The following is a 15,511-nucleotide window of genomic DNA, read 5'->3' on the forward strand; positions in this document are numbered from 1 at the left end:
CTTACGCCAACTTTCTTCTTAAAAACCCTAGAAAAATAAAGAGGATCAGTAAATCCAACATTACGAGATATAGAACTAATTGGATCATTCGTTGTAAAAAGTAATTGCTTAGCATAATTAATACGTTGATCATCTCTCCATTTTAAAATAGACATCCCTACTTCTTGACTAAATAGATGTATAAGCCTAGAAGGTGATAAATACACATGGGCTGCAATTTCATTAATACTATAATCTTTCCTAATATCATCCATCATATAATTAATTGCTTGTAAAATTCTAGGATCTATTTTTCTAGAATAACTTGCAGGCTGTAATTGTTTACAACGAATTAAGAGTTGCTCCAAATAATTTTCCGCTAATTCCATCGTATATGATTGACTTAATTTGCTTTGCTCCTCTATATGAATAAATAAATCCTCTAGTATCTTATATGTTTGTTCATCAACATAGTTAGTTATAAAAATCCCGTCTATACATTTTTCCCATTGTAAAAAATCTTTCCAAAAACCTCTTGGTCTAAAATAAATCCATCTATGATACCAACATTCATTATCTGGATGTCTTTGGTAATGATGAATAATATGTGGCGGAAATAAAATCAAGTCCCCTTTTTCTACAGTAAGATATTCTTTCCCTGAATAAATATATCCTTTACCTGCCGTAGTTAAATTTAATATATATCCTTTCATACCATTTGGTCGATCTATAACAAAATCCAATATTTCACCTTGATGAATAGGAGTTAATCCTGCCACAATGTGTAAATCAAATTTATATCCTGGTAATAAAGGATTCTTATTTTGCATAATAGATCAGTCCTCTTGATCAGTCTTATATTGAGATAAAAATGCATTTATCAGCAATCAAGCTGATAAATGCCTTGTCTTATATAGAAAAACGAATCTTGTGATTTAATTTAAACGTTGTTTAAACGTCCTAATTTCCGTGTTTTCATCAATAACAACTATTTCAACATTCGCAATATCAGCAAAATTATTTAGCATTTCTTGAGTGACTGCTTGAGAATAAGTTGAATGATGTGCCCCACCAGCATAAATCCAAGCTTCACCAGAAACTTCTAAATTAGGTAATGGTTTCCATAATGCTCTAGCAACAGGAAGATTTGGCATATCTTCTGGTGGGGTCACTGTTTCAAGATGATTACTCACAAAACGGAAACGATCACCTAAATCGATCAATGATAGATTTATTGCTTTTCCAGCTTTTCCAGTAAAAACAAGCCGAGCTACATTACATTTACAACCAATGGTATGAAGATGGATTTCAAGGCGAGGTCGTGCATCAGTAATAGATGGACACACTTCTAGCATATGAGCACCAAGTACTTGATCTTCTTTTGAGAAATGATAAGTATAATCTTCCATGAAGGATGTTCCACCGGAAAAACCTTGTGTCATCACTTTTACAATCCTTGTCATTGCGGCAGTTTTCCAATCTCCTTCGCCACCAAACCCATATCCTTTTGCCATAAGACGCTGTGTTGCTAATCCAGGAAGATTCGTTAATCCAATCAAATCTTCAAAATTATTAGTAAAGGCCTTGCAACCTTTTTCTGTTAAGAAACGTTCCAACCCAATTTCTAATCGTGCCTCTTTCTGTAAAACTTGGCGCAATTCTGGTGTAGTAAGAATACCTTCAGCAACTTCGTACTGTTCACAATATTCTTTAATCAAACTTTCTACATCTTCCTCACTAACTGCATCGATAGCTTTAGCTAATGATCCTACACTATAAGCATTTACTTCAAATCCAAATTGGATTTGAGCCGAAACTTTATTACCTTCTGTTACAGCAACTTGTCGCATATTATCACCGAATCGAGCAACTTTTAAGTGTTGAGCTTCATCCCAACCAATTGCTGCACGCCCCCATTGATCCAAAGCAACGTGTACTTTTTTATTACCCCAATGTCCAACAATGACTTTGCGATTAATACCTAAGCGAGAACAAATAAAACCAAATTCCCTGTCTCCATGTGCGCTTTGATTTGTGTTCATAAAATCCATATCTATTGTTTGCCACGGAAGCTCAGCATTAAATTGAGTATGTAAATGTACAAAAGGTTTATTCAAAATTTTTAATCCTTTTATCCACATTTTGGCTGGAGAAAAAGTATGCATCCATAAAATAATACCAACGCAATTCTCATCATTATTCGCTTCTAAACAAAAGCGATAGATTTCTGTTGGACTTTTTGCAGTTCCTTTATAAACAATTGGCATTGAAATTTGTTGACTTTGATTAAAATTAGCCACAATTTCTTGGCTATCTTTATCTACCGTAGCTAAAACTTCTTCACCATATAGTGTTTGTGAACCAGTAATAAACCATAATTGTTGTTGATAAATTTTTTGCATAATTGTCACCTTTTATACTTTCTATTATTTTTGTCCATAATAAGCATTACTACCATGTTTTCTGAAATAATGTTTATCTAAGATATGTTGATCAATTCTGGTTAATTCAGAATTTAATAACTTGCTAAACAATGCCATTTTTGCAACTTCTTCTAAAACAACAGCATTATGTACAGCGTTATTTGGTGAGTTTCCCCATGCAAATGGCCCATGTTCACTTACTACTATTCCAGGAATAGCAAGTGGATCTCGTTGCTGAATTGTTTCAATAATAACTTTCCCCGTATTTTTCTCATATGCCTCTTCAATTTCCTGTTGAGTTAATGAACGAGTACATGGAATATCGCCATAAAAATAATCTGCATGGGTTGTTCCTAAGGCAGGAATTGCTTGTTTAGCTTGAGCCCAAACAACGGCATAAGAAGAATGTGTATGCACAATCCCTTTGATACTTGGATATCGCTGATAAAGCTCTATATGTGTCAAAGTATCTGATGATGGACATAAGTTTCCTTCTATTACATTTCCTGCCAAATCAACAACTACCATACTCTCTACGGTTAATTTATCGTAATCTACACCACTAGGTTTAATCACAACAAATTGTCGATCCTCTGTAATACCCGAAACATTCCCCCAAGTAAAAGTAATCAGCTTATATTTAGGTAATGCCATATTTGCTTGATAAACTTGCTCTTTTAACAAAGCCATTTCATAATGATTAACATCCATAATCTTTTCCTATTTACTATTTTGAGCTGTGGTTGCCATAATGATTTCTTCCATATAGTTACCGAACATTAAATATTGTTCATATCTTTCCCGATAATAATGGCTTCTTTTCTCATTTGGCTGATATATCTTGATAAACCGACTTGCCATTGCTTGTTGAGCATCTACACTATTGGTATAAGCTCCTGCCGCTAATGCAGCAAAAATAGCTGCCCCTAATGCACAACATTGGTCTGACTCAACTACAGCAATTTCTGTTTCCATCACATCACTACATAACTGCATAATCTCAGCTGATTTCTTAGAAATGCCGCCAATTGCAATAATGCGTTTAATCTTCATTCCTTGATCAAAAAAACAGTCATTAATTGCCCTTGCCCCAAATGCCGTAGACTCAACTAAACAACGAAAAATATCTATCGCTGTCGTCCCTAGATTCATATTTACAACAGCTCCTTTAAGGTGCTGATTAGCAAAAGGAGTTCTACGACCATTAAACCAATCCAATGCCAGAACATTACTATCTGAATGTTGATCAAGTAATTGAGAAAGAGATGGCAATAATGAAGAGGAAAGTTCTTGTAATTGAGATTTAAGTTCTGGGTATTTTTCTATTCCTAATTGTAATGGCCAGCTCAGTAACCGTTGATACCAAGCATAGACATCACCAAACGCTGATTGTCCGGCTTCTAAAGCAACAAACTCAGGTAATGCGCTACCATTTACCTGTCCACAAATACCCTCAATCAATTTATCAGCAACTTCTTCTTTTTTAACCATTAGGATATCGCAAGTTGATGTTCCTATTACTTTAACAAGATCATTTTCTCTCGCTCCAGCACCTACTGCTCCCATATGACAATCAAATGCTCCAACAGCAACGCTAATACCTACTGGTAAACCTAAGTTGTCTGCCCATATTTGATCTAACTTACCAGCTTCTTGATCTGATGTATAAATTTGTAATGAATAATGTGATCGTAATGATTTTAATGTTGGTGAGATTGCATTTAAAAATTCTTCGCTTGGTAATCCATCCCAGTCAGAATGCCATAATGCTTTATGACCAGCTGCACAAATCCCTCTTTTTATCTTTGAAGGTGCGACTGTCCCAGTTAATAATGCAGGAATCCAATCAGCCAATTCTACCCATGTATATGCTGATTTTGCGACAGCAGAATCTTGTTCGCTGATATGTGCTATTTTAGCCCAATACCATTCCGAAGAATAAACTCCCCCCACATATTGCGTGTAGTCTATAAATTCTCCTGAATGAGCTAATTGATTAATCTTTTCTGCTTTATCAATTGCGGTATGGTCTTTCCATAAAATAAACATCGCATTTGGGTTATCAGCGAATTCCGGTTTTAATGCTAAAACTATCCCGTTCTCATCAACGGGCGCTGGTGTAGAACCCGTTGCGTCAACACCAATTCCAATAATATTATCTACAACATCTGTACTTACAGATAATAAAGCTTGTCTAATGGCAGATGTCATCGCATCAATATAATCTTGTGGATGATGACGAAATTGAGATATTCTAGCATCAGAATATTTTCCTTCCATCCATCTAGGATAATAACAAACACCACTACTTAATTCCTTTCCATTAACAACATCAACGATTAAAGCTCTAATAGAATCTGAACCAAAGTCCAATCCCATTACATATTTATTTTTTTCCATTTTTGTAGTCCTATTAAGCTATTAATACAGACAAAATAATGGAAATTTCTCTTTATTTTTTCCATATATATTTCTGTTATTAATATGGAATTTAATGCTATTAATTTTTTATTAATTTAAATAAAAATAAATTGAAATCTGGGATGATTAATTTAATGGCTAAACATATGGACATTTTTGTCATAAAATTTTTTTGTGATCTAGCTCACTTAAAATTTTATATTTTTTATGAAAAACTAAGAGCATTATCTGATCATAGTGAGGAAAATATCATGAAAAAAAGAACTTTTTTAAAAAGCTTATTGGCATCTAGTTTAATTTTAGGTGGTTTATCAATTTCAATAAATACTTCAGCAGCACTTTTTGGTAAAAGTGATGATGAAAAAATTAAAATTGGTTTTTTAGTTAAACAACCTGAAGAACCTTGGTTCCAAACAGAATGGACTTTTGCAGATAAAGCCGGCAAAGATTATGGTTTTGAAGTCATCAAAATCGCTGTTCCTGACGGCGAAAAAACTTTAAATGCAATTGATACTATTGCAGCTTCCGGTGCTAAAGGATTTGTAATTTGTACTCCTGATCCAAAACTCGGTTCTGCAATTATGGCTAAAGCTAAAAGTTATGATCTAAAAGTCATAACGGTAGATGATCAATTTTTAAATGCTAAGGGAGAACCTATGACCGATGTTCCTTTAGTAATGATGGCAGCAACGGATATTGGTCGTAGACAAGGCGAAGAACTCTATAAAGAAATGCAAAATAGGAAATGGGATATTACAGAAACCGCTGTTATGGCAATCACCGCAGACGAACTGGATACTGCTCGACGTCGTGTACATGGGTCTATCGAATCCCTAACAAAATTAGGTTTCCCAGCAGAAAAAATTTATCGTGTTCCAACTAAAACCAATGATATTCCCGGTGCATTAGATGCTGCTAATTCTCTTCTAGTCCAGCACCCTGAAGTAAAAAAATGGTTAATTGTAGGAATGAACGATAACACTGTATTAGGGGGCGTCCGAGCAACAGAAGGACAAGGTTTCTCTGCCGATAATGTCATAGCTATCGGTATTAACGGAACTGATGCCAAAAATGAATTAGCAAAGACAAAACCTACAGGTTTCTTTGGTTCGCTTTTACCAAGCCCTGATGTACATGGATACCATACAGCAGAATTACTTTATAAATGGATTACAAAAGGAGAAGCTCCTAACCCAACTTATTTAGAAGTAGCAAATACCGTTTTACTTACTCGTAAAAACTACAAAGAAGAATTAGCTAAAAAAGGCTTATAGTTTTAATAATTAATCTCTATTCTCAAAAAATGAGAATAGAGTATTAGGAGGAAGTATGAATGACAAAATCAATCTATTGACTTTTCATAAAATAAGCAAAATATTTCCTGGAGTAAAAGCTTTATCTAATATTACGTTTGATGTAAAAGCAGGAAGCATACATGCACTCATGGGAGAAAATGGAGCCGGGAAATCAACTTTACTAAAAATATTAAGTGGTTTATATCAACCTGATGAAGGTGAATTAAGACTAAATAATATTCCAATCATAAATAATAATACTGCTAGAGCTTTAAAAAATAGAATTGCAATTATCTATCAAGAGTTAAATCTTATTCCCGAACTTACCGTAGCTGAAAATATTTATTTAGGACAATTTCCTATAAGAAATGGTTGTGTTGATAAAAAAACTTTAAACTATAATGCAAAACAAATCTTACAACGCTTAGGCGAAACTATTCCACCAGATACTCCACTAAAAGAATTATCTATTGGGCAAAGACAAATGGTGGAAATAGCAAAAGCATTAAGCAGAAAAGCACAAATTATTGCTTTTGATGAGCCGACCAGTAGTTTATCAAATAGAGAAATACAAAACTTATTCAAAGTAATTAGAGAACTTCGTGATAATGGCTGTATTATTTTGTATGTTTCTCACAGAATGGAAGAAATTTTCTCATTATGTGATGCCATTACCATTTTTAAAGATGGAACCCATGTCAAAACAGAATATGATATACATCAACTAACTAATGAAAAATTAGTCAGTCTTATGGTTGGTAGGAATATTAACGATATTTACCATTATTCTCCTCGCCAATATCAAGGTACTGGATTGGCTGTTAAGCAGATTAAAGGAGAAAAACTCTCTTCAGAAATTTCTTTTTCTGTCCAAAAAGGGGAGATTCTAGGATTGTTTGGTCTAGTTGGAGCTGGGCGTACTGAACTATGTCGACTAATTTTTGGAGTAGATCCAAAACAAAAAGGAGAAATCTTTTTTGAAAATAAAAAGTTAAATATCAATAGTCCTCAACATGCTATCAATTACGGGATTACATATTGCCCAGAAGATCGTAAAGCTTGTGGAATTGTGCCAATTCTTTCTGTCAAGGAAAATATTAACGTCAGTGCAAGACCTAATCATCTAAGTTTAAATATTTTCATTCAAGAAGAGTGGGAAGATAGCAATGCAAAAAAACAGATTGCAGCATTACGCATCAAAACACCTTCAGAATATCAACTTATCGGTAATTTATCTGGCGGTAACCAACAAAAAGTAATTTTAGGGCGCTGGCTATCTCTCAACACAAAAGTGATTATTTTAGACGAGCCAACAAGAGGGATTGATATTGGTGCTAAATCAGAAATCTACCAATTCATCTATGAACTTGCTAATAAAGGCGTCTGTGTCATCATTATTTCTAGTGATTTGCCTGAAATATTAGGATTATCCGATCGATTATTAATTATGAAAGGAGGAGCAATAACTGGTGAATTATCTAGAGAACAATTCAGTGAAGAAGCTGCACTCAGATATGCAATGCTAAATCAAAACTAAGTATTTTTTGAGGAGAAGAATTTATGACTACCAAAACTATTATGCGCTCCAATTCTCGTAGTTTTAACTTATCTCGTTTTTGGGATAGATTTGGAATGCTCTCTATTTTTGCTATTATTTTTATTATTTGTGTATTATTTATCCCTAATTTTTCCTCTTTCGTTAATATGAAAGGTTTAGGATTAGCAATATCTATGAGCGGTTTAGTTGGTTGTGGAATGATGCTTTGTCTAGCAGCTGGTGCATTTGACTTATCTGTTGCTTCTGTTATTGCTTGTTCCGGCGTTGTTTGTGCCGTTATCATCAATGCAACTGGAAATGTCCTAATTGGTTGCATAGCAGGTATCGGCATGGGAATTATCTTTGGTTTAATCAATGGTTTTATTGTTGCAAAACTTAATATTAATGCCTTTATTACTACACTTGCCACTATGCAAATTGCACGCGGTTTTGGATATATTATCTCCGATGGTATTGCTGTCGGAATTAAAGAAGAAAGTTTCTTTGCACTCGGTAACACTAATATTTTAGGTATTCCTGTTCCTATTTGGCTAACTGTTATTGCATTTATTATTTTCTCTATTATATTAAATAAAACTTTATTTGGTCGAAATGTTCTTGCCATTGGTGGTAATGAAGAAGCTGCTAGATTAGCAGGAATTAATGTCACTAAATATAAAATTATTATCTTTACTATCTCTGGTTTGATGGCTGCGATAGCCGGAGTAGTACTCGCTGCACGTATGACGAGTGGACAACCTATGACATCCATTGGTTTTGAGTTAACCGCTATTTCTGCTTGTGTCCTAGGTGGAGTTTCATTAAATGGCGGAATTGCAAAAGTTTCATATTTAGTCGCTGGTGTTCTTATTTTAGGCACTGTAGAAAATGCGATGAACCTACTTAATGTCTCTCCATTTTCACAATATGTTATCCGCGGTTTAATCTTAATTATTGCTGTCATTTTTGATAAATATAAAAACATCTTCATCAAAAGCTGACCTTCATATAAGTTCTTAATATAAGAAAGGTTTACGATTAAAGTAGACCTTTCTTTATTTTATCAAACTTTGCCAAAAGGCATTCACCACTGGATTTTGTAAATTTTTTCGATTAACACAAATACCTAAAGATAAACGAGCAATTTCCGGTTCAATATTAAGATAGGTAATCTGAGTATTCATCGGATTATGAGCAATAACTACATCAGGCAGCAAAGCTAAACCAAATCCCATTGCCACCATCGGCACAATTCCCTCGTGTCCGGCAACGGTGGCATAAATTTTCGGATGTTTTATTCCCTTTTGCTGAAACCATTGCTCAATTTTCTTTCTAGCAGGCCCTTCAGCCGGCACAATAAATGGAATCTCCTGCCACGGAATAGGTGTTTGTTGTAATAATTGATTGGCAACACAAGCTACCTTGGGCGCAATTAACGAAAATGGTAATGAATCTATTTGATGAAAAATGACATTCTCCGGCAACTGTTCCGGCTCTCCAGCTATCGCTAAATCTGCCTGTCGACTCTGTACCTGTTGTACGGCTAATGCCGGATCTCCAGTTGTAAGTTGAATTTCTACTTTCGGATATTGTTGACGAAATTGCGTCAAAATTTCCGGTAAATGGCTGTAACTTGCTGTAACGGAACAAAACAAACGAATTTCTCCTGAGAGATCGTGATTATCCGGTTGAATATTTTGTAGAAAAAGCCGCCAATCCTGCTGTGTTTTTTCCGCAAATTGGCGGAAACGTTCCCCAATCGGCGTTAATTCCACTGAACGATTATCTCGCCAAAACAATGGTTTACCGATTTCCTGTTCTAAACGTTGAATTTGTCGGGAAAGTGTCGAAGGACTGAGGTAATTCACTGCGGCAGTTCTGGCAAAATTTTTACTTTCACAAAGATGTAAGAATAATTTGATTTGTTGCAAATCCATATTTCGTTCCAAATTTAAATTAAAAGTTACAATAATTTCAATATTTGCAATCATTAATTTTAATAATATCAATTTACGCAACAAAAAAAAGACTTATACTGAATTTATTCATTACTAGAAATCACTTATTCAGGAGCAATTATGGCAAACTACTTCAATACTTTGAATTTACGTCAAAAATTAGATCAATTAGGCCGCTGCCGTTTTATGGATCGTAGCGAATTCGCCGATGAAGCCAACTTTCTTAAAGGTAAAAAAATCGTTATCGTAGGTTGTGGGGCACAAGGCTTAAACCAAGGTTTAAATATGCGCGATTCCGGTTTGGATATTAGCTATGCGTTACGTAAAGAGGCGATTGCCGAAAAACGCGCTTCATTCCAGCGTGCGTCAGAAAATGGTTTTGTTGTCGGTAGTTATGAAGAATTAATTCCACAAGCGGATTTGGTAATTAACTTAACTCCGGATAAACAACACAGCAATGTTGTTCAAGCAGTAATGCCACTAATGAAACAAGGATCTGCTTTGGGTTATTCACACGGTTTAAATATTGTTGAGGTCGGTGAACAAATTCGTCCAGATATTACTGTGGTGATGGTTGCACCTAAATGTCCAGGTACTGAAGTGCGTGAAGAGTATAAGCGCGGTTTCGGTGTTCCGACTTTGATCGCTGTTCACCCTGAAAATGATCCTAAAGGCGAAGGTATGGCAATTGCTAAAGCTTGGGCAGCGGCAACCGGTGGTCATCGTGCCGGCGTATTGGAATCTTCATTTGTTGCTGAAGTAAAATCCGACTTAATGGGCGAACAAACCATCCTTTGCGGTATGTTACAAGCCGGCTCATTAATTTGTTATGACAAATTGGTAGCTGATGGCAAAGATCCTGCTTATGCAGCACAATTAGTTCAATTCGGTTGGGAAACCATCACTGAAGCATTAAAACTTGGCGGTATCACTTTAATGATGGATCGTCTATCCAACAGTGCAAAATTGCGTGCATTTGAACTTTCAGAACAGATTAAAGCGATGCTCACTCCATTATTCCAAAAACATATGGATGATATTATCAGTGGTGAATTCTCCCGTGTGATGAAGGAAGATTGGGCAAACGGCGATAAAAAATTATTGACCTGGCGTGAAGAAACCGGTAAATCCGCCTTTGAAAATGCGCCTAAATATGAAGGCAAAATCAAAGAGCAAGAATACTTCGATAATGGTGTGTTAATGATTGCAATGGCAAAAGCCGGCGTGGAATTGGCATTCGATACTATGGTTTCAAGTGGTATCATTGAGGAATCCGCTTACTATGAATCTCTTCACGAATTGCCGTTAATCGCTAACACTATCGCGCGTAAACGTTTATACGAAATGAACGTGGTCATTTCAGACACCGCAGAATATGGTAACTATTTATTCGCAAATGCGGCAACACCAATTATGCGTGAAAAATTAGTTCCTCAATTACAAAAAGGTGATTTGGGCGAACCAACCCCAACTGTTGAAATTGATAATATTACTTTGCGTGATGTGAACGAAGCAATCCGCAATCATCCGATTGAAAAAGTAGGACAAAAATTACGTGGTTATATGAAAGATATGAAACGTATTATTGTTGCTTAATCAATTTTTTGTATAAAAAGACACCGCCGTGAGCAATCATCGCGGTGCTTTTTTATGCGTCATTTTACAGCCGCAACTTGCTATGATGTTGCATTATCTTCAAGTTGTTCCAACATTTGTGCAAACCAATCAGTAAAACGTTGCTTAATGGCTGCATAATCCAAATTTTTAGTCTGAACCAATAACCGATGCCAATATGGTTGAGATTTATCAAACTCATTGCCGCTCTGCTGTTTCATTAATTGGCGATATAACTGTTCTTCTCCACTGTTTTCCTCTGTAAACAACTTTTGATATTGCTGGAAATTAGTTGTCGGCAAAATACAGATTCGCTGTTGTGCCTGCAAGAAATCCTGTAAATAAATCGCAACTTGTGCGATTGCCTTGTTTTGATCTATGGCAGAAAAAGTTACGGTCTCTATATTGCCTTTATTTATGCCGATAAATCGACTGCCTGTTGCCTGCCCCATCGCTGATAAAATAAGGTGATTTAGCCAAAATTTGAGAACATCCTGATCACGAATTTTACCAATACGCCAATCGACATATTGCTGCTGGTAATTATTGTCAATCTGACCTTGCAATCTAACCTCTTGCTCATCAAGCTCAAACGTTAAATCTACCATTACAGAATCTGCTGGTTGTTGGCGATACTGTTCCGTTTCCTGCCACAATAGACGACAGCTTTCTTCTAATTCCGCTTGTTGCAAAAAAGCAAATTCTGCTCGTGGTAATATTCCCTCTCGTTTTGCTTTTTCAAATTCTAATGTTCCATTTTGTGGTTCGTTTTGGAATAGACGTTGTTTCAATTGATATTGCATAAGTGGTGTCAATTCAAATACTTCACTTTCAACTCGCTCTTGTTCATTTTCATTTAGATAAACCCCCAAGCGTTGTTCAAAAAAATATTTAATTGGCGCAATAACAAATTGTTGCAATTCATCGATCTCAATTTTGATTTGATGACTACTGTTCTCTTTTTGTAATAGCATCTGATCAAACTCTATCATTTGATGCTGTCTTTGCTGCTGTGATCGTGCTATTGGTAGCCATTCTTGCGCATAGGAAAAGTGAGGTGCTAAAAAATTATGCTCACTGAATACCGTCATTGGATAGCTAAATCGTAAGCTAGCCAGATCATCCGGATGTGATAAATGATCCGCCATATAATCCCATAACTGATTAACTAACACAGAGGGTTCATATTCTGTATTATCCACAATTGAGTAACCAACATAACTGATATAGAGTTTTTGCCGTGCTGACAATAGCGCCTCCAAAAAGAGATAACAATCATCTTCTCGCCGTGAACGATCCCCTTTTTGTGTTTGATACTGCATAAGATCAAAGCTGTTGCTTGGCAATTGTCGTGGAAAATCAACATCATTCATTCCTAACAAGCAAATCACCTTAAACGGAATAGCTCGCATTGGTAATAAAGTACAAAAATTCAGTTTGCCTAAAAGGAAATGCAGACTGTTATCCTGTTCATTGAGTTTTTGTTGTAATAATTCACCAATAATTTCCGCTTCAATAGTCTGTGGATAATCTGTTTCATTAATAATATCAATCACTTGATGAACAGTTTGCTTCAACAATGCAATAACCATTGGCTGTTCAGTAGTGTCAAATAAAGTATCTATTAATTGAATAATCTCCGTTCGCCACTCCTCTGCCATTAAATTATTGCTTACTTTTTGTTGCCACTGTTGTAAAGCTTGAAAGAAATGAGCCAACTTCCCAGCTAATTTTCCTTGTAATCCCTCACTATAATCAAAGCCGATAGCATCTTGCCAAATACCGGATTCACTCTTAAACGCATAACCCAATAACATTCTCTCAATACCATTTTGCCAAGCATTATAATTCGGTACCGGCTCCTGATCATACTTGTCCAAACCAAAACGAATACCGGATTGCACTACCCAATCTCGAATAGTCTGCAATTCATTCAAATCTATCTCAAAACGTTGACGAATTGCCGGCACATCTAATATCGAGAGCACAATATCGCTGGAAAAACGCGATTCTTTTAGTGTAAACAGTTGTAAGAAAGTTGCTATCAACACATCACTTTCCGTCACCTTTCTATCCGAAATAGAAAACGGGATATAACGTTTATCCTCTTCTTGATATTGCGAAAAAACCGCCTGAATATAAGGCGTATAGCGATCAATGTCCGCCACCATCACCACAATATCTTTTGGTGTCAATGTCGGATCTTGCTCAAACATTGCCAGCAGATTATCACGTAGCACTTCCACTTCACGCATTGGGCTATGGCACACGTGCAGTGTTATTGAATTATCGCCCTCTTGATACTGCAATTTGGTAGATTCTGTTGACGTTAAATCTAGAATTTGTCGTTGTAGCTGTTGCAACAGTTGTCCACCTTCAGGTGCGTTATACACCTCAATATCATTTGGTTCCAGCTGAGTTAATTGATAAAGAAAATCCCGTCCTAATTTACCCCACGATGCTAATAATGGATTTCCTACGGCTAAAGTTTCGTCATAAGGTGTTTGAATTTCTTTGCTATCTAATTGAATTTTTTGCCTTAATTTTTCTAGATAACGGTGATCAATCAAATCCCCCCAATAATAACGACTTGGGCTATTAAAAAAGAGATGAATATCAATATGTTGACTCAATGCAGACAAAATGGACAAAAACATTGGCGGCATTGCTGAAATACCAAACACAATAATACGTGTTGGCAAATTTTTCGGACAATATCCTTGCTGTAATTGCTCCAAAAAAGTTTGATATAGATTGGCTCGATGCCATATCTGCTGTTCAGGATAATGCTGTTGAATATCCGCCACCAATGCCTGCCATAACAGCACCTGCCAACCAATATCATTCATAATATTATCCGCAATAGGCTTAAAGCGAGGCGATAATTGTTGAACAAAACTTGTCGTCATCTGTTTCCAATCTGCTGTTTGCCATTGATTAATCCACTCCGGGCGATAAACCAAATATTGGTCAAAAAGATCAGCAATTTTTTCCGCTAAATGAAACAATTTATTTTGCTCAGGTGTACCACCTAAATAATCATTCAAACGCGAAAACGCCGGTAAATGCAATAATGACGGAATAATACGCATCAAACGCCAAACCATAGCCGATTTATTAAATGGGTTTTGCTCATTGATCTCTGCAATATTCTGTTTATACAATTTCCAAATAAATGATGACGGCATTGGAAAAGCAAAATTAGCTGCGATAGAAAAATGTTCTGCTAACTGAAGTTGTAACCATTGCGCCATTCCGGGGCTTTGCACCAAAATCACATTTTCGGAAAATGGATCCTGTAATGGTTGCACTTCCAATAATCGAACTAACAGATGTTTTTGATTTTCAAGCTGATTGGCGTAATAGACGGTAAACATTTTCTATTTTCTTATCCCACAATTTTTTAATCTGCATTGTAGCTGAAATTCAATGATTCTAAAAAAGAAAAGGGGAAAATCATCACAATCTTCCCCCTGACATTATTTAAAAACGGATCAAGCATTCTGCCGTTTTAACCATCTTTGCAACAATAAAATCAATGCGATATAAACTAATTGCGCAATGATAGTTTGTAATGTGGCATAAAATCCTAGCCATTCAATATTCGGCAAAATATCAATAATCGTTGTCGGTAACACCGCTGTAAGTTGTAATGCGTGCACACTGACACCAAGAATCTTGAAACCTAAAATATACAATACCCAAGTTAAAATCTTGAACATTGTCGGCACCGGCAATTTGACTGAACTTTTCAAAATCACCACCGCCAATATCGCCAATAAAATCACCGCTATACCAACACCAAGGGCAAAAGATTCTGTACTGATATTCGGCAAAATACCGACATAGAACAAAATGGTTTCCGCACCTTCTCTGAATACTGACAGAAAACTCAATGCAAATAACGAGACAAAACTGCCTGTCGTCAATGCTTTGTTCATATGTTTTTTAATATATGCCTGCCACGCATTTAATGATGATTTGCTATGTAGCCACGCACCGATCGTTAAAATCATCAAAACGGCAACAATACCGACCGCGCCTTCAATAATTTCTCGATTTGTTCCCGAGCTGGAACTCGGAAATAGTCGTTGTAAGGCAAAAGCAGCCACTAAACTGAGCACTAAACCGGCTATCACACCACCGCCAACCCATTTATAACCTTGCGGACGATTGGCAACACGCAATGCACTTACTAATGCCATTACCACCAACAACGCTTCCAAACCTTCACGTAATAAAATCAGCATTGCATCCAGTGCGCTGTAACCGGCAGCAGGATTA

General features: G+C 36.1%; 11 protein-coding genes. 4 read left to right on the forward strand and 7 right to left on the reverse strand.

Features of this window, described 5'->3' with window-relative positions; all coding sequences use genetic code 11:
• The 4 genes from araC to JP36_RS10720 form a co-directional block, all read right to left on the reverse strand.
• Positions 1–809, reverse strand: an 809-nt coding sequence (araC, locus tag JP36_RS10705; RefSeq protein WP_039174597.1) for an arabinose operon transcriptional regulator AraC, incomplete at its 3' end; no start/stop codon positions are given.
• Positions 810–914: 105 nt separating this feature from the next.
• The gene (araA, locus tag JP36_RS10710) at positions 915–2,381 is read right to left on the reverse strand and encodes an L-arabinose isomerase (protein WP_039174601.1); all 1,467 of its coding nucleotides are present in this window, start codon (positions 2,379–2,381) and stop codon (positions 915–917) included.
• A gap of 24 nt (positions 2,382–2,405) precedes the next feature.
• Entirely contained in the window at positions 2,406–3,113 is a 708-nt protein-coding gene (locus JP36_RS10715; RefSeq protein ID WP_269446930.1) for an L-ribulose-5-phosphate 4-epimerase, read from the reverse strand.
• 9 nt (positions 3,114–3,122) lie between these two features.
• Entirely contained in the window at positions 3,123–4,802 is a 1,680-nt protein-coding gene (locus JP36_RS10720) for a ribulokinase (protein WP_039174602.1), read from the reverse strand.
• A gap of 155 nt (positions 4,803–4,957) precedes the next feature.
• Here JP36_RS10720 and JP36_RS10725 point away from each other — a divergent pair, with 155 nt between their 5' ends.
• Genes JP36_RS10725 through araH form a run of 3 tightly spaced genes read left to right on the forward strand, consistent with a single transcriptional unit; the run spans position 4,958 to position 8,656 of the window.
• A complete protein-coding gene (locus JP36_RS10725; RefSeq protein ID WP_324606553.1) occupies positions 4,958–6,097 on the forward strand; it encodes an arabinose ABC transporter substrate-binding protein in 1,140 nt (379 codons plus the stop codon).
• 55 nt (positions 6,098–6,152) lie between these two features.
• The gene (araG, locus tag JP36_RS10730; RefSeq protein ID WP_039174606.1) at positions 6,153–7,655 is read left to right on the forward strand and encodes an L-arabinose ABC transporter ATP-binding protein AraG; all 1,503 of its coding nucleotides are present in this window, start codon (positions 6,153–6,155) and stop codon (positions 7,653–7,655) included.
• 23 nt (positions 7,656–7,678) lie between these two features.
• Positions 7,679–8,656: an L-arabinose ABC transporter permease AraH gene (gene araH / locus JP36_RS10735; protein ID WP_039174608.1), complete on the forward strand. Its 978-nt coding sequence runs from the start codon at positions 7,679–7,681 to the stop codon at positions 8,654–8,656.
• Positions 8,657–8,710: 54 nt separating this feature from the next.
• Here the strand turns inward: araH and ilvY are convergent, their stop codons facing one another.
• On the reverse strand, positions 8,711–9,592 hold the full coding sequence (ilvY, locus tag JP36_RS10740; RefSeq protein ID WP_039174619.1) for an HTH-type transcriptional activator IlvY: 882 nt from the start codon (positions 9,590–9,592) through the stop codon (positions 8,711–8,713).
• 141 nt (positions 9,593–9,733) lie between these two features.
• On the opposite strand from ilvY, the gene ilvC reads away from it, so the two are divergent.
• Complete coding sequence (ilvC, locus tag JP36_RS10745) at positions 9,734–11,209, forward strand: ketol-acid reductoisomerase (RefSeq protein WP_039174610.1); 1,476 nt, start codon at positions 9,734–9,736, stop codon at positions 11,207–11,209.
• Between the two features lie 80 nt (positions 11,210–11,289).
• On the opposite strand, the gene recC is transcribed toward ilvC, so the two are convergent.
• Positions 11,290–14,604 (reverse strand): exodeoxyribonuclease V subunit gamma, encoded by a 3,315-nt coding sequence (gene recC, locus JP36_RS10750; RefSeq protein ID WP_039174612.1) that lies wholly within the window; start codon positions 14,602–14,604, stop codon positions 11,290–11,292.
• Positions 14,605–14,721: 117 nt separating this feature from the next.
• The coding region (locus JP36_RS10755) for an FTR1 family iron permease (protein ID WP_039174614.1) at positions 14,722–15,511 on the reverse strand (790 nt) is incomplete at its 5' end.

Origin of the sequence: Gallibacterium genomosp. 1, assembly GCF_000771875.1 — a bacterium.
In the GTDB taxonomy this organism is placed as follows: Bacteria; Pseudomonadota; Gammaproteobacteria; order Enterobacterales; family Pasteurellaceae; genus Gallibacterium.

Coding starts and splice junctions, on each gene's coding strand:
- JP36_RS10725 (WP_324606553.1), top strand. CDS start 4,958: ATGGCTAAACATATGGACATTTTTGTCATAAAATTTTTTTGTGATCTA.
- araA (WP_039174601.1), bottom strand. CDS start 2,381: ATGCAAAAAATTTATCAACAACAATTATGGTTTATTACTGGTTCACAA.
- ilvY (WP_039174619.1), bottom strand. CDS start 9,592: ATGGATTTGCAACAAATCAAATTATTCTTACATCTTTGTGAAAGTAAA.
- araG (WP_039174606.1), top strand. CDS start 6,153: ATGAATGACAAAATCAATCTATTGACTTTTCATAAAATAAGCAAAATA.
- araH (WP_039174608.1), top strand. CDS start 7,679: ATGACTACCAAAACTATTATGCGCTCCAATTCTCGTAGTTTTAACTTA.
- JP36_RS10715 (WP_269446930.1), bottom strand. CDS start 3,113: ATGGATGTTAATCATTATGAAATGGCTTTGTTAAAAGAGCAAGTTTAT.
- JP36_RS10720 (WP_039174602.1), bottom strand. CDS start 4,802: ATGGAAAAAAATAAATATGTAATGGGATTGGACTTTGGTTCAGATTCT.
- recC (WP_039174612.1), bottom strand. CDS start 14,604: ATGTTTACCGTCTATTACGCCAATCAGCTTGAAAATCAAAAACATCTG.
- ilvC (WP_039174610.1), top strand. CDS start 9,734: ATGGCAAACTACTTCAATACTTTGAATTTACGTCAAAAATTAGATCAA.